Raw genomic sequence first — 19,537 nt, forward strand, 5'->3', positions numbered from 1 at the left:
GACTCGACGGCTCCCCTTTCCCTCTTTCCACGAGGCAATTCCCATGTTCGGCATCGCTGACTACGGCGCGTTCGTCGCCGCCATCATCCTGTTCCTCCTGATTCCCGGCCCGGGCAACCTGGCACTGATCACGTCGACCAGCAAAGGCGGAATTCGCGGCGGCCTGGCGGCGACCCTGGGCGTGATTGCCGGCGACCAGGTGCTGATGTGGGCCGCGGTGGCCGGCGTGTCGGCCGTGCTGGCCGCTTATCCGGCCGCCTTCAAGGCGGTGCAGTGGCTCGGCGCCGGCTACCTGGCCTGGCTGGGCTTCAAGATGCTGCGCGCCAAGCCCGGCTCGGCGCCTATCCTCAACATCCGCCCGAGCCACTTCATGCGGCAGGCGCTGATGATCACCTTGCTGAACCCCAAGGCGATCGTGTTCTACATGGCTTTCTTCCCGCTGTTCGTCGATCCGGCCCGCCACCAGGGCCTGGTCACCTTCGGCGCGATGGCGGTCACGATCGCGGCGCTGACCTTCCTCTACGGCCTGACCTCCACCTTGCTGACCCACTTCCTGGCCGAGCGCATCCGCGCCAATCCGCGGATCTCGGCCGTGCTCGAGAAGCTGGCCGGTGTCTTCCTGATCGCCTTCGGCGTCAAGCTCGCCGCCTCGAACTGATCCTCCTCCATGGCCAAGATTTTCTGCATCGCCAACCAGAAGGGCGGCGTCGGCAAGACCACCACCACCGTCAACCTCGCCGCCGGCCTGGCCAAGGTGGGCCAGCGGGTGCTGATGATCGACCTCGACCCGCAGGGCAATGCCACCATGGGTTCGGGCATCGACAAGCGCCAGCTCGAAACCACGGTGTACGACGTGCTGCTCGAATCGGCTTCGGTGGCCGAGGCGCGGGTCAGGGCCGACAAGCTGGCGGAGGGCGGCTACGCCTACGATGTGTTGGGCGCCAACCGTGAGCTGGCCGGTGCCGAGGTCGAGATGGTTGCGCTCGACCGCCGCGAGAAGCGCCTGCGCACCGCGCTGGCCGCGGTCGGTGCCGAGTACGACTTCGTGCTGATCGACTGCCCGCCGAGCCTGAGCCTGCTGACGCTCAACGGCCTGTGCGCGGCGCATGGCGTGATCGTGCCGATGCAGTGCGAGTACTTCGCGCTCGAGGGCCTGACCGACCTGGTCAACACCATCAAGCAGGTGCACGCCAATCTCAACAAGAACCTGCAGATCATCGGCCTGCTGCGCGTGATGTTCGATCCGCGCATCACGCTGCAGCAGCAGGTCAGCGAGCAGCTCAAGGCCCACTTCGGCGACAAGGTGTTCGACACCGTGATCCCGCGCAATGTGCGCCTGGCCGAGGCGCCGAGCTACGGACTGCCGGGCGTGGTCTTCGATCCGGCGGCGCGCGGCAGCCAGGCCTTCATCGCCTTCGCCGAGGAGCTGATCGCGAAGATGCCCCCGGCGAGCGCTTTCGCCTCGGGCGCGGTGGCGCCCAGCACGCCGCCGGCACCGGGCCGCACTTCGCCCGACCTGCCGATTCCCGAGGACGTGCTGGCACCGGTGGGCGAGCCCAAGTCCAGCAGCGAAAACAACGCCTGACCCTGATACAGCTTATATAGTTAGCTATAAAAATAATAGCAAATGAGCACTGAACCTCGTGTCCTTTTGCTGCCAGGCTGGCAGAACAGCGGCCCCGGCCACTGGCAGACCCTCTGGGAAGAAAAGCACCACGACCACCGCGTGGAACAGCATGAATGGATGCGGCCTCTGCGCGGCGACTGGTCGGTGCGGCTGGAGGAGGAAGTGCTGGCTTCGCCCGGCGACGTGGTCTTCGCCGCCCACAGCCTGGGCTGCATCCTGGTGGCCGCCTGGGCCGCCCATTCGCGCCACACCGCGCGGGTACGCGGCGCGCTGCTGGTCGCGCCCGGCGACCTCGAGCGCGAGGACGTGCGCCAGATGATCCCGGGCTGGGCGCCCATCGTGCGCCGGCCGCTGCCTTTTCCCGCCGTGCTGATCGCCGCCAACGACGACCCGTACTGCGAGGCCGCCCGCTCGCGCCAGATGGCGAGCGACTGGGGGGCGCGCTTCGTCGACGCGGGCGCGCGTGGCCACCTGAATGCCGAATCCGGCCTGGGCGACTGGCCCGAGGGCCGGCAACTCCTGAACGACGTGTCGAAAGAAAAGAACTGATGGCGACCAAGAAACCCAAGGGCCTGGGCCGCGGCCTCGAAGCGCTGCTCGGCCCGACGGCCGCCCCTTCCAGCGACAACGCCGGCGACGGCGGCTCCGGCGAGAACGGAGCGCCGCAGAACCCGAGCAGCCTGCGGCTCGACCAGATGGTGGCCGGCGTCTACCAGCCGCGCACCCGCATGGACGAGGGCGCGCTCTACGAGCTGGCCGAGAGCATCAAGGCGCAGGGGATCATGCAGCCGATCCTGGTGCGCCGGCTCGACGAGGAGTCCGCCGCCGCCAAGAACGCCGAGTTCGAGATCATCGCGGGCGAACGCCGCTTCCGTGCCGCCAGGCTGGCCGGTCTCGAGAGCGTGCCGGTGCTGGTGCGCGACGTGCCCAACGAGGCCGCCGCGGCGATGTCGCTGATCGAGAACATCCAGCGCGAGGACCTGAACCCGCTCGAAGAGGCCCAGGGCCTGCAGCGCCTGGTCAGCGAGTTCGGCCTCACGCACGAGGCCGCCGCCCAGGCCGTGGGCCGCTCGCGCAGCGCCGCCAGCAACCTGCTGCGCCTGCTCAACCTGGCCGAGCCCGCGCAGGCCATGCTGATGGCCGGCGACATCGACATGGGCCATGCGCGCGCGCTGCTGGCGCTCGACCGCGGCACCCAGATCACGGCGGCCAACCAGATCGCCGCCAAGAAGATGTCGGTGCGCGAGGCCGAGGCGCTGGTGAAGAAGCTCGCGGCCGAATTCAGCCTCACGGCCGCGCCGCGGCGCAGCGGCCAGAACGGCGAGAAATCGCGCGACCTCGAGCGGGTCGAGGAGGAACTGGCCGACCTGCTGACCGCCGAGGTCGAGGTGCGGATCAAGAAGCGCAGCAAGCGCGGCGGCAAGATCGAGGAGAGCGGCGAGCTCGCGATCCATTTCGGCTCGATCGACGCGCTCAACGGCCTCATCGAGCGCATCCGCCGAACGGCCTAAGCCGTGTCGCGGCGTCCTCCGACGTCCGCTTGATTGTTCCGGTCATCCATTGCGCGTATCCTCGCCGCAGCTTTTTTCCACCCGACGATCTCGAGAGAGGGAGCCCGCCATGAAGTTCTTCACCACCCGTTTCCCGCTCGCGGCCGTGGCCGTGGGCGCGCTGCTGCTCACGGGCTGCGCCACCACCGACATGCAGATGGGCAGCCAGTCGGCCAAGACCATGGCCACCGGCAGCGCCGCCGGCGGCGCCACCTCGGGCGAGAGCAGCCAGCTCGAGCGCTGCGAATCGCCGCTGGGCACCGTCTCGCTGATCGAGAACGTCAACGCTGGCTGGTACACCATCCTCACGGGCGAATACCGCCTGCCGCCTACTGCAAACCTGTTGCGTTTGCTGGTGCAGCAGTCGAACTGCTTCGTGGTGGTCGAGCGCGGCGCGGCCGGCATGAACGCGATGACGCGCGAGCGCGCGCTGCAGCAGTCGGGCGAGATGCGTGGCGGCAGCAACTTCGGCCGCGGCCAGATGGTCGCGTCGGACTACGGCCTGTCGCCCGAGATCGTGTTCAGCAACAGCGACGCGGGCGGCCTCGGCGGTTCGCTCGGCGGCCTGGTGGGCGGCAACCGCGGCCGCGCGCTGGCCGCGATCGGCGGCAGCATGCAGACCAAGGAAGCCTCGGCGCTGCTGACGCTGATCGACAACCGTTCGGGCGTGCAGGTCGCGGCCTCCGAAGGCAGCGCCTCCAAGACCGACTTCGGCGCCTTCGGCTCCATCGTCGGCCGCAGCGCCGGCGGTGGCCTCGGCGGCTACACCAACACCGCGCAGGGCAAGGTGATCGCGGCGGCCTTCATGGACGCCTTCAACCAGATGGTCCGTTCGCTGCGCAACTACAAGGCCCAGACCGTGCGCGGCCAGGGCCTGGGCGGCGGTGGCCGGCTCGGCGTGGATGGCGGCGCGGCGCCGTCGCAGACCTACGTGCCGGCCGAGCAGCCGCAGCAGCCGGCGCGCCGCCGCAAGTAATCGGACGCAGGGCCTTCGGGCCCCGCCCAGCAAAAAAGCCCGGGGCTTCCTTCGAAGCCGCCGGGCTTTTCGCCGGATGCGCGGCGTGCGCTCAGAGCTGGAAGATCTTGCCCGGGTTCATGATGTTCTTCGGATCGAGCGCGCGCTTGATCGTGCGCATCATGTCGATCGCGCCGGCACCGGCCTCGGTCACCAGGAAGTCCATCTTGTGCAGGCCCACGCCGTGCTCGCCGGTGCAGGTGCCCTCGAGCGCGAGCGCGCGGCTCACCAGCGCGTGGTTGAGCGCCTCGGCCTTCACGCGCTCCTCGGGCACGTTGGGATCGAGCAGGTAGCCGAAGTGGAAGTTGCCGTCGCCCACGTGGCCGACGAGGAAGTAGGGGATGCCGCTGGCATCGGCCTCGGCCACCGAGTCGAGCAGGCAGTCGGCCAGGCGCGAGATCGGCACGCAGGTGTCGGTCGAGATCACGCGGCAGCCCGGGCGCGACTGCACCGCGGCGAAGTAGCTGTTGTGCCGCGCGGTCCACAGGCGCGTGCGTTCTTCCGGCGTGCTGGCCCATTCGAAGGCATTGCCGCCGTGGCCGCTCGCGATCTCCTGCACCGTCTCGGCCTGTTCCTTCACGCCCGCCGGCGAGCCGTGGAACTCCATCAGCAGCATCGGTTCCTCGCGCAGGTTCAGCTTGGCGTAGGCATTCACCATGCGCACCGTGTTCACGTCGATCAGCTCCACGCGCGCGATCGGCACGCCGAGCTGGATGGTCTCGATGGTGGTGCGCACCGCGGCCTCGATGCTCGGGAACGAGCAGATCGCGGCCGACACCGCCTCGGGCAGCGGATAGATGCGCAGCGTGATCTCGGTGACCACGCCCAGCGTGCCTTCGCTGCCCACCATCAGGCGCGTGAGGTCGTAGCCGGCCGAGGACTTCTTCGCGCGCGTGCCGGTGCGGATCGTGTCGCCCGCGGCCGTCACCACTTCGAGCGCCAGCACGTTCTCGCGCATCGTGCCGTAGCGCACCGCGTTCGTGCCGCTGGCGCGCGTGGCCGTCATGCCGCCGATGGAGGCGTCGGCGCCCGGGTCGATCGGGAAGAACAGGCCGGTGCTCTTGATCTCCTCGTTGAGCTGCTTGCGCGTGACGCCCGGCTGCACCGTGACCGTGAGGTCGTCGGCATTGACCGACAGCACCCGGTTCATGCGCGACACGTCGATGCTGATGCCGCCCTGCACCGCGAGCAGGTGGCCTTCGAGCGAGGAGCCCACGCCGAAGGGGATGACCGGCACGCTGTGCTCGCTCGCGAGCTTCACGGCATCGGCCACGTCCTGCGTGCTCTCGGCGAACACCACGGCCGAGGGCGGCGGCGCATCGAACGAGGATTCGTCGCGACCGTGCTGCGTGCGCACCGCGAGCGCCGTGGAACACCGTTCGCCGAAGCGGGCCTTGAGCGCATCGATCAGCACTGCCGGCACCTCGCGCAGATGAAGCTCCGGCAGCAGATGCGAGGTCGAGGTCGGGGCGTTCATCGGAGGTCTCCTGGCTGTGGAAGAGGGGAAAAGAGGGGCGGGGGCGAACGGACCATTCTACGAAGCGGGGCGCGAACCGGCATCGGGCCGATCCCCGTACGGCAGTCGGGCGAGGGGGTTAAGCGGCCCTGACCTGGATGCCGATGCCGCAAAATCCTGCTCCCGCCTTTCTCCGCGGCCCGCGAAGCACGGGCCGCGTGCCGCGATGACCATCGATCCCACGACCCTGCAGGCACTGGCCGCCTTTCCGGCCCAGCTCGAAGCCCACTACGCCGCGATTCCCGCCGCCGCGCGCGACTTCGCGCCGGCCTCGTGGGAGGGCGTGCCGAGCGAGCCCTTCACGCCGCTGCAGCAGGTCTGCCATGTGCGCGACATCGAGGTCGAGGGCTACCACCTGCGCTTTCGCCGCACGCTCGACGAGGAGCAACCGCTGCTGGCCTCGATCGACAGCGAGGCCGTGAATGCGCAGCGCCCCTACGGCGCGGCCGATGCCGAGCGCGCGCTGGCCGAGTTCCGCGCCGCGCGCGCCCACACGCTGGCGCTGCTGGGCACGCTCGATGCCGCGCAGCTCGCGCGCACCGCGGTGTTCGAAGGCTATGGTCCGCTCACGCTGCGCAGCCTGGTGCACTATCTGTGCAGCCACGACCAGCAGCACCTCGCGGGCCTGCAATGGCTGCGCGGCAAGATCGAGGCGCAGGCCGCCTCCACCCCCTCGGCATAGGAACGAACACACCATGGGCAACCGACTCTCGCAGATCGCCACGCGCACCGGCGACGACGGCACCACCGGCCTCGGCGACAACACGCGCGTGCCCAAGGACCACCTGCGCGTGCACGCCATGGGCGACGTCGACGAGCTCAACTCGCACATCGGCCTGCTGCTGTGCGAGCCGCTGCCCGAGGCGGTGCGCGAGCTGCTGGTGGACGTGCAGCACCAGCTGTTCAACCTCGGCGGCGAGCTCTCGATGCCCGGCTATGCGCTGCTCAAGCCCGAAGCCCTGCTGCAGCTCGACAACGCGCTGGCCGACCACAACACCACGCTGCCGCGGCTGGCCGAATTCATCCTGCCGGCCGGCACCCGCGGCGCTTCGCAGGCCCATGTGTGCCGCACCATCGCGCGCCGCGCGGAACGGGCCGTGGTCGCGCTCGGCGCCTCGGCCACGCTCAACGACACGCTGCGCCAGTACCTCAACCGCCTGAGCGACCTGCTGTTCGTGCTCGCGCGCGTGCTCAACCGTGTCGATGGCGGCGACGACGTCTACTGGAAGAGCGAGCGCATGGCGCGCGCCGCGGCCGCGGGCGACGAGCCCGCTTGATGACGAACCCGATGCTTCGAGGAGATCTCCGATGACCCTTCGTCCCCGACTCCGTCTCGCGGCCGCCGCGTCGTTGGCCGCGCTGATGCTGCTGCCGGCCGCTTCGGTGCAGGCGCAGAGCGCCGACAACCCGCCGCGCGCGCAGCGCGCCCACACGCTCAAGCCGCCGCCGCGCGACAGCAAGGTGATCGGCGGCGTGCAGCGCGGCACCAACGCCGCGGGCCGTGGCATCGATCGCGCGGACGATGCCACGCGGCGCGGTGTCGACAAGGTGTCGCAGCGCGCGAGCCGCCCGGTGCGCAACGTGGGCGAGGCCTTCGGCCGCAAGCTCGCGCCGGGCTCCAGCGGCCGCGCCGCGCCGCCGCCGGTCGGCCCGCAGGGCAACGCACCCTGATCGGCCGCGGCGCTCAGCGCCAGCCGGCTTTCTGCAACTGGTCGGCGATCTGCTGCGCGATCTTCTCGTAGCCCTGCGCATTCGCATGGATGCGGTCGGAGCGCAGCGCCGGATCGGACAGCACGCCCGCATACACCGCCGGAATCAGCAGCGCCTGCTCGGCGGTCGCGACTTCTTCGTAGAGCGGCGCGTCGCCGAGCGCGCCGATGGTCGCGCGCAGCAGTTCGGGCGCGGGCGTGGCGATCAGCGCCACGCGCGGCGTGTGCGTGCGCGCCTGCCGCACGATCGCCGCGATGTTGTCGCGCGTGGTCTGCAGCGGCACGCCGCGCAGCATGTCGTTGCCGCCGATGCCCACCAGCACCGCGTCATAGCTGTCGGCCGCGAGCAGCGCATCGAGCCGCTTCAGCGCACCGGCCGAGGTGTCGCCGTTGACGCCCTCGTTGACAACCTGCCAGCCCGTGAGCGCCGCGAGCCTCGCGGGCCAATCCTCGCCGGGCGGGGCACCGTACCCGAAGGTCAGGCTGTCGCCCAGCGCGAGCAGCCTGGCATCGGCCTTGAGCGCCGGCTCCGAGGCCTTGCGCCGGCCGCAGGCCGCGAGCGTGGAGGCGGCGATGCCGCCGGCGAGGAGCTGCAGCAGGTGGCGTCGGTTCATGGGTGCGTGGATGAAGGCAGGAGGAGGGCGCGTTGAGGCGGGCGCCAGCTTAGCGGCCGTTTCCATCGATGGGCGAAAGACCGTACAGGGCTTGCGCCCGCGGCATGCGGCGCTTGCCGCGCCCGTTCAATCGTTCGCCTCGCCGCCCGTGGCCACCGTGCGCTCGCGCAGCTGGAACACATTGCCCTCGGTGTCGTGCCCGTCGCAATAGCGATGGCCGCCGAAGGCCCATTCGGCCTCGGCTGGCTTCAAGGCCCCGCCGCGCTCGGCCGCCGCGCGCCGCGCATCGTGCAGGCTCGGGACCGGAAAGACGAACTTCAGCGCCGTGTTCTCGCGCCGTGCCGGCGGCTGCGTCACATGGACCCGGGCCGCGATGTCGCCATGCATCGCGACCACGAACAGCTGCAGCGCGGGCGACTCGAGCGTGTGGAAGCCGCCTTCGGCGTGGGCGAGCGAGAGCCCCGCGACATGGGTGTAGAAGCTGCTCAGCCGTGTCACGTCCTTGGCGTAGACGACGGCTGCCGCGACGGTGTGTTCGCTCATCCGGATCCCCTCGGTGCTGGTTGCTGCGTTGGGGCGGCATTCTGCCAGCGACCCTGCGCACCGCCGGTGACCGGAGGTGACGGCCGTGCTTCAGGCCGCACGGCCCTCGGCATGCGCGCGGCGCAGTTCCGCCTGCAGCTTCTTCCAGAGCGTGGGGCCGCCTTTCTCGAGCGCGGCGGCGTCGGCCGCGCTGTCCTTCGTGACCGGCGTGTGCTTGCGGCCCCAGATGCCGATCTGCGCCACCACCGGCAGCAGGTCGATGCCCATCGGCGTGAGGCTGTAGAGCGCCTTCTGCCGGTGCGTGGGATCGTCGCTCTTGCGCAGCACTCCCTGCTCGACGAGCTTGCCGAGCCGCTCGGTGAGGATGTTGGTGGAGATGCCTTCGTCGGACTGCAGGAACTCGCGGAAGTGGCGCTTGCCCGCGAACATCATGTCCCGCACGATCAGCAGGCTCCAGCGGTCGCCGAAGACTTCCAGCGCGAGGTTGATCGGGCAGAGGGATTTTTCCTGGGATGCCATGGCGCGCTCTCCTACGCTTCTCTTTCGAAACCGCTTGCATTCTTGCACCGGTCGGAAGACACTGCAACCGCGCGCCAAAACCGATTGCGATTCACAAGCAGTCTGGCGCCTCGATTCCTTCACGACCCACCCGGAGAACGCGCATGAGAAAGCTGATCCTTCAGATGCAGATGTCCGTCGACGGCTACGTGGCGGCGGCCCACGCCGACCTGCGCTGGCAGCTCTGGGGCTGGGGCGATCCCTGGCCCTGGGACGAGCGGCTCAAGCAGGACTTCAACACCGTGTTCGACAGCGTGGGCACCATCCTCTTGAGCCGCAAGATCGCGGAGGAGGGCTATATCGACCACTGGGGCCGCGCCGCGATGCGCTTTCCCGCCGACCGCCACTACGCCTTCGCGCAGAAGATCGTCAACGCCGACAAAGTGGTGCTGTCGAACAAGCTCGAGGCTTCGCGCTGGGAGCGCACGGCGGTGGTCCATGGCGACCTCGCCGAGGCGGTCGAGACGCTCAAGCGCGAGGAGGGCGGCGACATCCTCTCGATCGGCGGCGTGGGCTTCGCCTCGGCGCTGGTCGAGGCCGGCGTGGTCGACGAGTTCCAGTTCTTCGTCAATCCGGCCGCGGTGGGCGGCGGGCTCTCGGTGTTCAACGATCGCAGCAAGGGCCACCGGCTCGCGCTGCTGCGCTCCGATGCCTACGAATGCGGCATCGTCGTCAACCGCTACGTGCCGGGCCTGCCCTGAAACGGCACCATGGCGCCGCGCGGCTGTAGGAGCACAGGAGACGCGGATACCACCGCTTACCTTGTTTCACTTCGCGCCTACCTGAGCACCGGCTGACCGACACACGGGCCGCACACAATGGACTCGTCATCACAACAAACGAAGGAGTTCCAGATGTTCATCAACAAGACGAAGGGCATGGCCGTGGCCGCCGCGGCGCTCGCGATGTGCATGGCGGCAGGCAGCGCCTTCGCGCAGGGCCGTGGTCATGACGATCATCGCGGCGGCCCCCCCGGCCATCGGATGGATCATCGCGGCCCGCCGCCCGGCCACTGGGGCAACCAGGACTTCCGCGACGGACGCCAGTTCGATCGCCGCGGCTTCCCGCAGCCGCACGCCGAATGGCGCCGCGGTGGCCGCGTGCCGAGCGAGTACCGCACGCGCAACTACGTGGTCAACGACTACCGCGCCTACCGCCTGCAGCCGCCGCCGCGTGGCTACCAGTGGATGGGCGTGGGCGGCGACTTCGTGCTGGCCGCGATCGCCACGGGCGTGATCGCGCAGATCATCGCTGGCCAATAAGTGCCCACTGCCAGTGGGTTGCGCGAGCAGCCCGCGCAAAAGCCGCCGCAGGCTCAGGCCGCGGCGGCTTTTTCGTTGAGGGGCTTCAGACGAGCGCGGTGGGCGCGAGCTGCGCGCAGACGTTGCGGCCCGTGATCGTGAGCCGCAGGCCGCCGCCGTGCCATTCGAGCCAGTTGAGGTTCACGTAGGCGTCGATGTCGCTGTCGTCGATGCGGTCGGCATGGCGTTGCTGCAGCAGTTCCACCGTGGCGGGCAGCGCGCGTCGCAGGCGTTCGCGTTGTTCGCTGGCTTCGGCGGCCCTGAGGGCCTTGGCTTTCGCCATGGAATTCTGCTGCTGCGAAATCGATGCCATTGCTGATCCGTTCCGGAAAGCTGGGATGAATGCGAATGTACGCTCCTTGTGTGAAGCAACTGGCAGCTTTTTCATGCTTTCGTACGGAAGTCTTGCTGCTTTGGTCGACATCGTGACCAAAGCCTCGCATCCGCCGTGCGAAGTCCATGCGCCAAGCCCTTGTCGGGCCACGCTTTTCAGATTTCGTAGTGCGAAGCCCGGGTTTCGTCGGTCAGTGCCTTTTCCACCACAGCGCGCGTGAGGGTCGGCGCGAAGGACTCGATGAAGGCGTAGACGTACTTGCGCAGGTAGTTGCCGCGCCGCACCGCGAGCTTCGTGAGGTTGATGCCGAAGTGGCGCCCCGCGTCGATCGCGCGCAGCTGCGTGTCGCGCTCGGCCTCGTAGGCCACGCCGGCCACGATGCCCACGCCCATGCCCAGCTGCACGTAGGTCTTGATCACGTCGGCATCCATCGCGGCCAGCACGATGTTGGGCGTGAGGCCGCGCTGCGCGAAGGCCTCGTCGATGCGCGAGCGGCCCGTGAAGCCGGTGTCGTAGGTGATCAGCGGATAGCGCGTGAGCGCATCGAGCGTGAGCGGCGCGTCGAGCAGCGGATGGCCCGGCGGCACGATCACCGAATGGGTCCAGCGGTAGCAGGGCAGCGCGACCAGCTGCGGATAGTCGCCCAGCGCCTCGGTGGCGATGCCCACGTCGGCCTCGCCGTCGATCAGCATCTGCGCGATCTGCTTGGGCGAGCCCTGGTGCAGGTGCAGCTTCACGTTGGGAAACTGGGCGCGGAATTCCTGCACCGCCACCGGCATCGCATAGCGCGCCTGCGAGTGCGTGGCCGTCACCGACAGCAGGCCGCTCTGCTGCGCGACGAATTCCTGGCCGGCATGGCGCAGGTTGCTGCTCTCGAGCAGCATGCGCTCGATGATCGGCAGCACGTGGCCGCCGGGCTCGGTGAGGCCGGTGAGCCGCTTGCCGGCCCGCACGAAGAGCTCGATGCCGAGCTCTTCCTCGAGTTCGCGGATCTGCCGGCTCACGCCGGGCTGCGAGGTGTGGAGGGTATGGGCGACCTCGGTCAGGTTGAAGCCGCAACGAACGGCCTCGCGTACCGAGCGCAGTTGTTGGAAGTTCATCTGGCGCGGAAAGGGTCATGTCCCGGAGCGGGACGGACCGCGAATTCTCTGCACAACGGCTTATGCGGGGAACGATGCGTTTGTTGGTTTCACATGAGCAAATCATCTTTGGAGCCTCCGACAAGGCCGTTCCCGCGTGGATTGTCATTTCGCACGATTGTGCTAAAGTGCGCCGCATGGACGCCAAGACCCAGAAGAGCGAACTGACCCGCGCCGCCATCGTCGGCGCGGCGATGGATCTCGCGCTGGCCGAGGGCCTGGAGGCGATCACGCTGCAGGCGATCGCGAGCCGGCTGGCCCTGTCCAAGAGCGGCGTGTTCTCGCGCGTGGGATCGCGCGAGGCGCTGCAGAAGGCCGTCATCGAGGAGTACGGCCGCCGCTTCCTGGCCGACGTGTTCGTGCCCGCGATGCAGAAGCCCAAGGGCCTGGCACGGCTGACCGATATCGTCGAGCGCTGGATCGCGCGCACGCGCGACGTCGAGAGCCAGACCGGCTGCCTCTACATGGCCGGTGCCTTCGAGTACGACGACCGCGAGGGCGAGCTGCGCGAGCTGCTGCTCGCCGAGATCACGCGCTGGCGCGCCGCCTTGCGCCGCACCGTGTTGCAGGCGGTGGACAGCGGCGAGCTCAAGGCCGGCACCGATGCCGCGCTGCTGGTGAGCGAGCTCAACGGCCTCGTGATGACCCTGCTGCACGACGCGCGCTTCCTGCGCGATCCGCTGGCCGGCGAGCATGCCGCGCGTAGCTGGCGGCGCATCCTTTCCGACTACCGCGCCTGAGGCAGGTCCCAGGTGCATGCCCTTCGTCTTTGCTCGTTCATATTTCGCACAGTCGTGCGATAAAAAAGGAGAAACACCATGCTGATCCTCGTCCTCTGCCTGGCCGTCTACGCGCTGGCCCTCGGCATCGAAACCCTGCGCGAAGCCCTGCGTGCGCTGCCCGGCAGCAACCAGGACTGGGTCTGGTACTGAAGGAGCGCAGCGCATGACGAGCAGCGCCACGCCTTCGGCCTCCACCCATGCCGCGCGTTCCGGCTACTACGGCGCCAGCCTCCGGCTGCGTGCCGTGCGCTGGACGCTCGGCGCCATCGAGCGCCTCTGGCCCGCGCTCGGCGTGCGCGCGGCCAGCCGCGTGTTCCGCACGCCGCTGCCGCCCAAGTGGCTCTACCGCGGCCAGGGGCCGGGCGCCGAGTGGCGGCGCGAGACCTGGGCCTTCGAGCAGGGCAGCCTCGGCCTCTACCACCTCGCCTCGCAGGCCTCGGCCGTCGACGAGACGCCCGTGGTGCTGCTGATGCACGGCTGGGGCGGCCATGCGGGCCAGATGCTGCCGCTGGCCCAGGCCATCGCCGCGGCGGGCCTGCGGCCGGTGCTGCTTGAGCTGCCGGCGCACGGCCGCAGCGCGGGCTGGGCCAGCAACCTGCCGCAGTTCGCGCGCGCGCTCGAGTACGTCGCGGCGCGGCTCGCGGCCGAGGGCCATGTGCTGCGCGCGGCCATCGCGCACTCGATGGGCGGCAATGCACTGGCCTACGCGGCGGCGCGCGGACTGCCGGCCGACCGGCTGGTGCTGCTGGCGCCGCCCGCCTCGCCGCGCGAATACACGCGCTACTTCGCCCACGTGTTCGGCCTGCGCGAACGCACGCGCGCCGCGATGCAGCGGCGCATCGAATCGCGCGAGGGCATCCTGATGCCGCAATTCGAGCCGCCCGCCGTCGGTCCGCGCATCGCACGGCCGACCCTGATCGTGCACGACCGCGACGACCGCGTGAACCGCTTCGCCGACAGCGAGGCCTACCGCGATGCGATCCCGGGCGCGCGGCTCGTCGCCACGCAGGGGCTGGGGCACCGCCGCATCCTCAAGGAGGCCGAGGTGATCGAGCGCGTGCTGGGCTTCGTCGCAGGCTAGGGCCCGTTACCAAGCCGGATGCACCGGCACGAACACCGGCCGGAACAGGTGCCGCCGCACGATCTGCCCATAGCCGCGGTAGTAGAAGTGGCCGTTGGCCGCCAGCACCGCCGCGCGGTGGCGCCGGAAGTACACCGGGATCTCGTACCAGGGCATGGTCGGCGCGCGGTGGTGCACGTGGTGCAGGTTGTTGAAGAGGTAGAGCAGGCCGAACACCGCGTTCGATTCGACGATCGCCACGCGCTCGTGCGGCGTGTCGGCCCAGCGGTGCTCGGTGAAGGTGCGCAGCGAGCCCAGCATCATCCCCGGATAGACGAAGCACAGCAGGTACTCGCCCAGGCTCATGCCGGCCACGCCGATCACGAAGTACAGCACCGGCGCCACGCTCAGCGCATGCCAGCCCCAGGTCGGCAAGCGCGAGAAGTCGCCGGCCGCGACCCGGCCGGTCTCGAAGCGCACCAGCTTCCACAGCCGCAGGAAGGGCCCCAGCACGACGCGGAAGGCCACCGTCTGGTTCGCCAGGTAGATCCAGCGCCAGAAGCGTCCGTAGCCGGCCCAGGCCGGTGCCGAGTGGTAGGCGCTCTCGGTGTCGCGCTCGGGATGCGTGAGGTGGAAGTTGACGTGGTGCGCGCTGTGGCCGCGGTTGTAGAACGGGTACGGCAGCCACAGGTTGAGCGGCGGCCACACCACGGCCCAGCGCAGCCACTGCGGCAACTGGCGCATCGCGTGGATGCTCTCGTGCTGCAGCGAGAAGTGCAGCTGCGCGAGGTAGCCGCCCGCGACGAACAGCGCCCAGCCCGGCAGCGCCGCATGCCACCAGACCAGCGCGGCCCAGGCCAGGTAGAGCACGCCCGCGAGCAGCAGGGTGGGCACCTCGTAGTGCCACCACCAGTGGCGGCGGCCCCGCGCGGGGGCCACCGCAACGGCGGGCGGGGGTTGCAGCGGCTGGGTGGAGGTGCGGGCGGCGGTGTTCATGAGGAGGCGGTCCGGCCTGCGATGCTAGGAAGCCCCGGCCGCATCGCATGCGCCCATTCCGCATAAGCAAGGGTGCGAAACTTCGTTCGCGCCGCCGCCCTCGCGCCCTAGGCTCGCTGGCTTTTTGCGTCGTCCCATGAACACCCTCCCCTCGCGCGGCCTCGCCGCCTTGCTGCTCGCCCTGTCGACCGTGCTGCCGGCCCGGGCCGCCGCGCCCGACGACTATCCGCAGCGCACGGTCCGCGTGGTCGTGCCCTACCCCGCGGGCGGCATCGCCGACAAGATCGGCCGCGAGGTTGCCGAGCAGCTGCAGCAGCGCCTGAAACAGCCCGTGGTGGTCGAGAACCGCAGCGGCGCGGCCGGCAACATCGGCTTCGACTACGTGGCGCGCCAGCCGGCCGACGGCTACACGCTGCTGCTCGCGCCGGCCTCCAACCTCACGGTGCAGCCCGCGCTGTTCAGGCAGCTGAGCTACGACCTCGCGCGCGACTTCACGCCGGTGTCGCTGCTGGTGCAGACGCCGCAGCTGCTGCTGGTCAATCCCAAGGTGCCGGTCGACAGCCCGCGCGAGCTCATCGACTACTCGAAGAAGAACCCCGGCAAGGTCAACTACGGCATCAGCGTGGGTGCCTATTCGCACCTCGCGGGCGAGCTGCTCAAGTCCCGGACCGGCGCCGACTTCACGCCCATCCCCTACCAGGGCAGCGCGCCCGCCCTCAACGACCTGCTCGCGGGCCAGACCCAGTTCATCTTCAACGAGGTCGTGACCGCGATCCCCTTCGTCAAGGCCGGCACGCTCAAGCCGCTGGCCGTGGCCTACCGCAGCCGCGCGCCCTGGCTGCCCGAGGTGCCCACCGCCGCCGAGGCCGGCCTCGGCGACTTCGAGGTCACCTCGTGGTACGGCGTGGTGGTGCGCAGCGGCACGCCCGCGCCGCTGGTGCAGCGCCTCTCGCGCGAGCTGCGCGAGATCGTGCAGTCGGCCGACTTCCGCAAGCGCTACGACGACATCGGCGCCTTCACCGTCGGCAGCTCGCCCGAGGAGTTCGCGCGCTTCATCCAGGCCGAGACCGTCAAGTGGACCGCGGTGGTGAAGCAGGCCGGCATCCAGCCGAACTGACGATGAGCGCGCACGACCGCCCCACCCTCGACGCCGCGGCGCTGCATGCGCTGCTGCTGGCCGCCGACGGCCCCGAGCTCGCGCTGCTCGACGTGCGCGAGACCCGCCACTACGTCGCGCGGCATCCGAACCTCGCGCGCAATGCGCCGCTGAGCGGCCTCGAGCCGCAGGTCGTCACGCTGGTGCCGCGCCGTTCCACGGCGATCGTGCTCTACGACGACCGCGCCGCGCCCGGTGGCCCCGCGCACGAGGCCGCGGCCGTGCTCGAACGGCTGGGCTACACCGATGTGCGCCTGCTGGCCGGCGGCATCGAGGCCTGGGCCGCGCAGGGGCTGCCCGTCATCGACGGCTACGGCACGCTGGTCAAGGCCTTCGGCGACCGCGCGCGGCTGCATTTCGGCACGCCCTCGGTCGGCGTCGAGGCGCTGCGCGAGCGGCTGCGCGACGGCCGGCCCACCACCCTGGTCGATGCGCGGCCGCGCGCCGAATTCGAGTTCCTCTCCTTGCCCGGCGCGCGCAATCACCCCGGCACCGAGCTCGCATTGCGGCGCTTCGAGGCGCCCGCCGCTGCCGACCATCTCTGGGCCATCAACTGCTTCAGTCGCACGCGCGGCATCGTCGGCGCCACCACCCTGCGGCTGCTGGGCCGCGCGCGCGACGCGGTGTTCGTCGAGGACGGCGTGATGGACTGGGGCCTGCACGGCGGCCCCGTGGTGCAGAACGCCGCGCCGGCCGACCTGCTGCCGGCCGAGTCGCCCGAGCGGCTGCGCGAACTGGCCGACGGCCTGATCGCGCGCCACCGCCTGCCGCTGGCCGATGCCGCGCAGCTCGCGCGCTGGCAGGCAGACCCGCGGCGCAGCCTCTACCTGTTCGACGTGCGCCCGCAGCCCGACCCGGCCTTCGCGGGCACGGCCGTGCAGCAAGTGCCGGGCGGTCAACTGCTGATGCATTTCGAGAACCTCGTGGGCACGCGCGGCGCGCGCATCGTGCTCATCGACGATCCGGCGCACCGGCTGCGCGCCGCCATCACGAGCTTCTGGCTCACGCAGCTCGGCCAGGCCGAGGTGCATGTGTTCGATGGCCCGCTGCCCTCCCAGGGCCTGCCGCCGGCCCCTTCGGCCGCGATCGCCGATGCCCCGCCCGCCATCGATGCCGAGGCGCTCGAAGGCGCCACGGTGGTCGACGTCGGTCCGAGCCTCGACTACGAGCGCGGCCACCTGCAGTGCGCGCTCTACCTGCTGCCGGCCTCGCTGGCGCCGCTCTCTCCATGGATCGTGCCGGGCCGCACGCTGGTCTTCACCTCGCCCGACGGCATCGCGGCGAGCCGCGTGGCGCGCGATGCGCAACGCCGCTGGCCCGGGGCCGGCGCGCGCTTCGGCTGGCTCGCGGGCGGCACCCAGGCCTGGAAGGCCTCGGGGCGGCCGCTGTCGACCACGCTCGATCCGGCGCGCCTGCTGACCCCGTTCGACGACGACTGGGGCTCGGTGATGCGCGTGTTCGGGCCGCGGCGCGACCCGACCTGGGCCGACTACCTGGCGTGGGAGCGCGCCCTGTCGGCGCGCGTGGTCGCGGACCCGACGGTCCGCTTCCGCTTCTTCGAGCGCTGACTCAGCGCGCCGGCGTGGGTGCCGGGTCGGGCAGCTCGATCTTGATGTCGAGCACTTCGAGGTTGTCCTGGGTTTCCAGGTGGACCTTGATGTCGTCGGGATTGATGGCCACGTACTTCGAGATCACCGCCACCAGCTCGCGCTGGAGCTCGGGCAGGTAGTCGGGCCGCTTCTTGCCGCTGAGGCTGGAACGCTCGTGGGCGAGGATGATCTGCAGGCGCTCCTTGGCAACGCTTGCAGTCTTCTTCTTCTCGCCAAGGAGGAACGAGAGGAACGACATGCCTTATCTGCCTCCGAAAATCCGCTTGAAGAAGCCCGGCTTCTCGGCCTCGACGAAACGCATCGGCTTGTCCTCGCCGAGGAAGCGCGCCACCACGTCGCTGTAGGCCTGGGCCACGTCCGTGTCCTTGTCGTGGATCGCGGGCACGCCCTGGTTGGAGGCATGCAGCACGCTCTCCGACTCGGGGATCACGCCGATCAGCGGAATGCGCAGGATGTCCTGGATGTCCTCCAGCGAGAGCATCTGGCCGCCCGCCACCCGGTTCGGGTTGTAGCGCGTGATCAGCAGGTGTTCCTTGACCGGGTCGCCGCCGTCCTTGGCGCGCTTGGTCTTGCTGCTGAGCATGCCCAGGATGCGGTCCGAGTCGCGCACCGACGAGACCTCGGGATTGGTCACCACCAGCGCCTCGTCGGCGAAGTGCATGGCCATCATCGCGCCGGTCTCGATGCCCGCGGGCGAGTCGCAGACGATGTAGTCGAAGTCCATCGCGGCCAGGTCGGCCAGCACCTTCTCCACGCCTTCCTGCGTCAGCGCTTCCTTGTCGCGCGTCTGCGAGGCGGCGAGAACGAACAGGTTCTCGCACTGCTTGTCCTTGATCAGGGCCTGGCTCAGGTTGGCCTCGCCCTGGATCACGTTGATCAGGTCGTACACCACGCGGCGTTCGCAGCCCATGATCAGGTCGAGGTTGCGCAGGCCCACGTCGAAGTCGATCACGGCCGTCTTCTTGCCCGCGAGCGCGAGGCCCGAGGAGAAACTGGCGCTCGTGGTCGTCTTGCCGACGCCGCCCTTGCCCGAGGTCACCACCACTATCTTGGCCATGGCCATTCCTTCTTGTTTCGATTCGGTTGTTGCTGGATCGCTGCCGCGTTGTCCCGGCTTGCCGTCAGGCAATGGGCTCGATCACGATTTTCTTGCCATCGAGCCGGATCTGGGCTGCCTTCGCGAGCACCGTGTCGGGCAGCGGCACTTCCGAGGTCCGGTAGATGCCGGCCACCGCCACCAGCTGGGCTTCGAGGCAGGTCGAGAAGATCCGCGCCTCGGTGTTGCCGCGCGCGCCGGCGATCGCCTTGCCGCGCAGCGGCGCGTACACGTGCACGTTGCCGTCGGCGATGACCTCCGCGCCATGGCTCACCACGGCCGTCACGATCACGTCGCCGCCGCGGGCATAGACCTGCTGGCCCGAGCGCAGCGGCCGGTCGATCAGGAGCGTGCCGTTGGCCGGCACCGGCACCTCGCGCACGATCTGCGGCGCGGGCGACGGGGCCGCCGGCGGCGGCTCGGCCGGGCGCGGGGCCGGGGCGGCGGGCATGTCGGTCACCACCAGGCCGGCGGCGCGGGCCGCGGCGTGCTGGGCCTCGCTGCCGCCGCGCACCGCGATCGGCTGGGTCTGGTGGCGCGCCAGCAGGCCGCGCAGCGCCTCGAAATCGAGTGCCCCGGCCTCGGCGGAGGCTTCCGGCAGTTGCGAGAGATCGATGACCACCGGTTCCTGCTCGAAGAAATCGGGGGAATCCGCCAGCTGGGCGTCGAGCGCCTCGGCCAGCACGCCCAGATCGGTCGTCTTGAGGATGACCGCGATCAGCGGCAGCGTGGCGCTCTTGAATTCGAATACCGCCTTGGTGCGCGCGGCGGAGACATCGGCCATTGGGGAAACGTCTGGAAAACGTCGGTGCGAAAAGCCTGGGAGTCTAACGGGCGCGGGCCGCGCGGCGGTGGTGCGCCGCGGCCCGGGCCGCCCTGGAAGCACATTTATTGCACGAGGTTTCACTTTGGGGGCTTGCACAGGCCCCCG

At 69.9% G+C, this 19,537-nt stretch carries 24 protein-coding genes; 14 read left to right on the top strand and 10 right to left on the bottom strand.

Annotated features, from left to right (window positions below):
• Nucleotides 1–43 precede the first annotated feature (43 nt).
• From KV106_RS21230 to KV106_RS21250, 5 genes are all read left to right on the top strand, one after another.
• Nucleotides 44–658: a LysE family transporter gene (locus KV106_RS21230; protein ID WP_057591809.1), complete on the top strand. Its 615-nt coding sequence runs from the start codon at nucleotides 44–46 to the stop codon at nucleotides 656–658.
• Nucleotides 659–667: 9 nt separating this feature from the next.
• Entirely contained in the window at nucleotides 668–1,585 is a 918-nt protein-coding gene (locus KV106_RS21235) for a ParA family protein (protein ID WP_057591808.1), read from the top strand.
• A 42-nt stretch (nucleotides 1,586–1,627) separates the two neighbouring features.
• On the top strand, nucleotides 1,628–2,176 hold the full coding sequence (locus KV106_RS21240) for an RBBP9/YdeN family alpha/beta hydrolase (protein WP_261212152.1): 549 nt from the start codon (nucleotides 1,628–1,630) through the stop codon (nucleotides 2,174–2,176).
• Nucleotides 2,176–3,138: a ParB/RepB/Spo0J family partition protein gene (locus KV106_RS21245; RefSeq protein WP_057591806.1), complete on the top strand. Its 963-nt coding sequence runs from the start codon at nucleotides 2,176–2,178 to the stop codon at nucleotides 3,136–3,138. Before KV106_RS21240 ends, KV106_RS21245 begins: the two co-directional genes overlap by 1 nt.
• A gap of 109 nt (nucleotides 3,139–3,247) precedes the next feature.
• Complete coding sequence (locus tag KV106_RS21250) at nucleotides 3,248–4,153, top strand: CsgG/HfaB family protein (RefSeq protein ID WP_057591805.1); 906 nt, start codon at nucleotides 3,248–3,250, stop codon at nucleotides 4,151–4,153.
• 91 nt (nucleotides 4,154–4,244) lie between these two features.
• On the opposite strand, the gene KV106_RS21255 is transcribed toward KV106_RS21250, so the two are convergent.
• On the bottom strand, nucleotides 4,245–5,669 hold the full coding sequence (locus KV106_RS21255) for an FAD-binding oxidoreductase (protein ID WP_057591804.1): 1,425 nt from the start codon (nucleotides 5,667–5,669) through the stop codon (nucleotides 4,245–4,247).
• A 211-nt stretch (nucleotides 5,670–5,880) separates the two neighbouring features.
• On the opposite strand from KV106_RS21255, the gene KV106_RS21260 reads away from it, so the two are divergent.
• From KV106_RS21260 to KV106_RS21270, 3 genes are read left to right on the top strand one after another with little or no spacing between them, the layout of a single operon-like run.
• Nucleotides 5,881–6,390, top strand: a complete 510-nt coding sequence (locus tag KV106_RS21260) for a DinB family protein (protein WP_057591863.1) — start codon at nucleotides 5,881–5,883, stop codon at nucleotides 6,388–6,390.
• A gap of 13 nt (nucleotides 6,391–6,403) precedes the next feature.
• Nucleotides 6,404–6,985, top strand: a complete 582-nt coding sequence (locus tag KV106_RS21265) for a cob(I)yrinic acid a,c-diamide adenosyltransferase (protein ID WP_261212154.1) — start codon at nucleotides 6,404–6,406, stop codon at nucleotides 6,983–6,985.
• A 31-nt stretch (nucleotides 6,986–7,016) separates the two neighbouring features.
• Nucleotides 7,017–7,379, top strand: coding sequence for a hypothetical protein (locus KV106_RS21270; protein WP_261212155.1), 363 nt, complete (start codon nucleotides 7,017–7,019; stop codon nucleotides 7,377–7,379).
• Nucleotides 7,380–7,392: 13 nt separating this feature from the next.
• On the opposite strand, the gene KV106_RS21275 is transcribed toward KV106_RS21270, so the two are convergent.
• From KV106_RS21275 to KV106_RS21285, 3 genes are all read right to left on the bottom strand, one after another.
• On the bottom strand, nucleotides 7,393–8,031 hold the full coding sequence (locus KV106_RS21275) for a GDSL-type esterase/lipase family protein (RefSeq protein ID WP_261212157.1): 639 nt from the start codon (nucleotides 8,029–8,031) through the stop codon (nucleotides 7,393–7,395).
• A 126-nt stretch (nucleotides 8,032–8,157) separates the two neighbouring features.
• Nucleotides 8,158–8,574, bottom strand: a complete 417-nt coding sequence (locus KV106_RS21280; protein WP_057591800.1) for a VOC family protein — start codon at nucleotides 8,572–8,574, stop codon at nucleotides 8,158–8,160.
• A gap of 90 nt (nucleotides 8,575–8,664) precedes the next feature.
• Nucleotides 8,665–9,093, bottom strand: a complete 429-nt coding sequence (locus KV106_RS21285; RefSeq protein ID WP_057591799.1) for a winged helix-turn-helix transcriptional regulator — start codon at nucleotides 9,091–9,093, stop codon at nucleotides 8,665–8,667.
• Nucleotides 9,094–9,236: 143 nt separating this feature from the next.
• On the opposite strand from KV106_RS21285, the gene KV106_RS21290 reads away from it, so the two are divergent.
• Together KV106_RS21290 and KV106_RS21295 are read left to right on the top strand one after the other, a co-directional pair.
• A complete protein-coding gene (locus KV106_RS21290; protein ID WP_057591798.1) occupies nucleotides 9,237–9,833 on the top strand; it encodes a dihydrofolate reductase family protein in 597 nt (198 codons plus the stop codon).
• A gap of 153 nt (nucleotides 9,834–9,986) precedes the next feature.
• On the top strand, nucleotides 9,987–10,394 hold the full coding sequence (locus tag KV106_RS21295; RefSeq protein ID WP_057591797.1) for an RcnB family protein: 408 nt from the start codon (nucleotides 9,987–9,989) through the stop codon (nucleotides 10,392–10,394).
• 85 nt (nucleotides 10,395–10,479) lie between these two features.
• Here the strand turns inward: KV106_RS21295 and KV106_RS21300 are convergent, their stop codons facing one another.
• Nucleotides 10,480–10,716, bottom strand: a complete 237-nt coding sequence (locus KV106_RS21300) for a hypothetical protein (RefSeq protein WP_261212161.1) — start codon at nucleotides 10,714–10,716, stop codon at nucleotides 10,480–10,482.
• Nucleotides 10,717–10,922: 206 nt separating this feature from the next.
• Complete coding sequence (locus KV106_RS21305) at nucleotides 10,923–11,867, bottom strand: CysB family HTH-type transcriptional regulator (protein ID WP_057591795.1); 945 nt, start codon at nucleotides 11,865–11,867, stop codon at nucleotides 10,923–10,925.
• A 176-nt stretch (nucleotides 11,868–12,043) separates the two neighbouring features.
• Here KV106_RS21305 and KV106_RS21310 point away from each other — a divergent pair, with 176 nt between their 5' ends.
• Entirely contained in the window at nucleotides 12,044–12,646 is a 603-nt protein-coding gene (locus KV106_RS21310) for a TetR/AcrR family transcriptional regulator (protein WP_057591794.1), read from the top strand.
• Between the two features lie 205 nt (nucleotides 12,647–12,851).
• Nucleotides 12,852–13,769 (top strand): alpha/beta hydrolase, encoded by a 918-nt coding sequence (locus tag KV106_RS21315; protein WP_057591793.1) that lies wholly within the window; start codon nucleotides 12,852–12,854, stop codon nucleotides 13,767–13,769.
• Between the two features lie 6 nt (nucleotides 13,770–13,775).
• Here the strand turns inward: KV106_RS21315 and KV106_RS21320 are convergent, their stop codons facing one another.
• Nucleotides 13,776–14,744, bottom strand: a complete 969-nt coding sequence (locus tag KV106_RS21320; protein ID WP_057591792.1) for a fatty acid desaturase — start codon at nucleotides 14,742–14,744, stop codon at nucleotides 13,776–13,778.
• A gap of 136 nt (nucleotides 14,745–14,880) precedes the next feature.
• Here KV106_RS21320 and KV106_RS21325 point away from each other — a divergent pair, with 136 nt between their 5' ends.
• Nucleotides 14,881–15,861, top strand: coding sequence for a Bug family tripartite tricarboxylate transporter substrate binding protein (locus tag KV106_RS21325; RefSeq protein ID WP_261212163.1), 981 nt, complete (start codon nucleotides 14,881–14,883; stop codon nucleotides 15,859–15,861).
• 2 nt (nucleotides 15,862–15,863) lie between these two features.
• A complete protein-coding gene (locus KV106_RS21330) occupies nucleotides 15,864–17,468 on the top strand; it encodes a rhodanese-like domain-containing protein (RefSeq protein WP_261212165.1) in 1,605 nt (534 codons plus the stop codon).
• Between the two features lies 1 nt (nucleotide 17,469).
• Here KV106_RS21330 and minE read toward each other — a convergent pair whose 3' ends face one another.
• From minE to minC, 3 genes are all read right to left on the bottom strand, one after another.
• Nucleotides 17,470–17,748: a cell division topological specificity factor MinE gene (minE, locus tag KV106_RS21335; protein WP_057591789.1), complete on the bottom strand. Its 279-nt coding sequence runs from the start codon at nucleotides 17,746–17,748 to the stop codon at nucleotides 17,470–17,472.
• Between the two features lie 3 nt (nucleotides 17,749–17,751).
• On the bottom strand, nucleotides 17,752–18,567 hold the full coding sequence (gene minD, locus KV106_RS21340; RefSeq protein ID WP_057591862.1) for a septum site-determining protein MinD: 816 nt from the start codon (nucleotides 18,565–18,567) through the stop codon (nucleotides 17,752–17,754).
• A gap of 64 nt (nucleotides 18,568–18,631) precedes the next feature.
• Nucleotides 18,632–19,390 carry a septum site-determining protein MinC gene (minC, locus tag KV106_RS21345; protein ID WP_261212167.1) on the bottom strand — a complete coding sequence of 253 codons (759 nt, stop codon included), beginning with the start codon at nucleotides 19,388–19,390 and terminating at the stop codon, nucleotides 18,632–18,634.
• Nucleotides 19,391–19,537 lie beyond the last annotated feature (147 nt).

It is taken from the genome of Variovorax endophyticus (assembly GCF_025376855.1).
Classification (GTDB): Bacteria; Pseudomonadota; Gammaproteobacteria; order Burkholderiales; family Burkholderiaceae_C; genus Variovorax.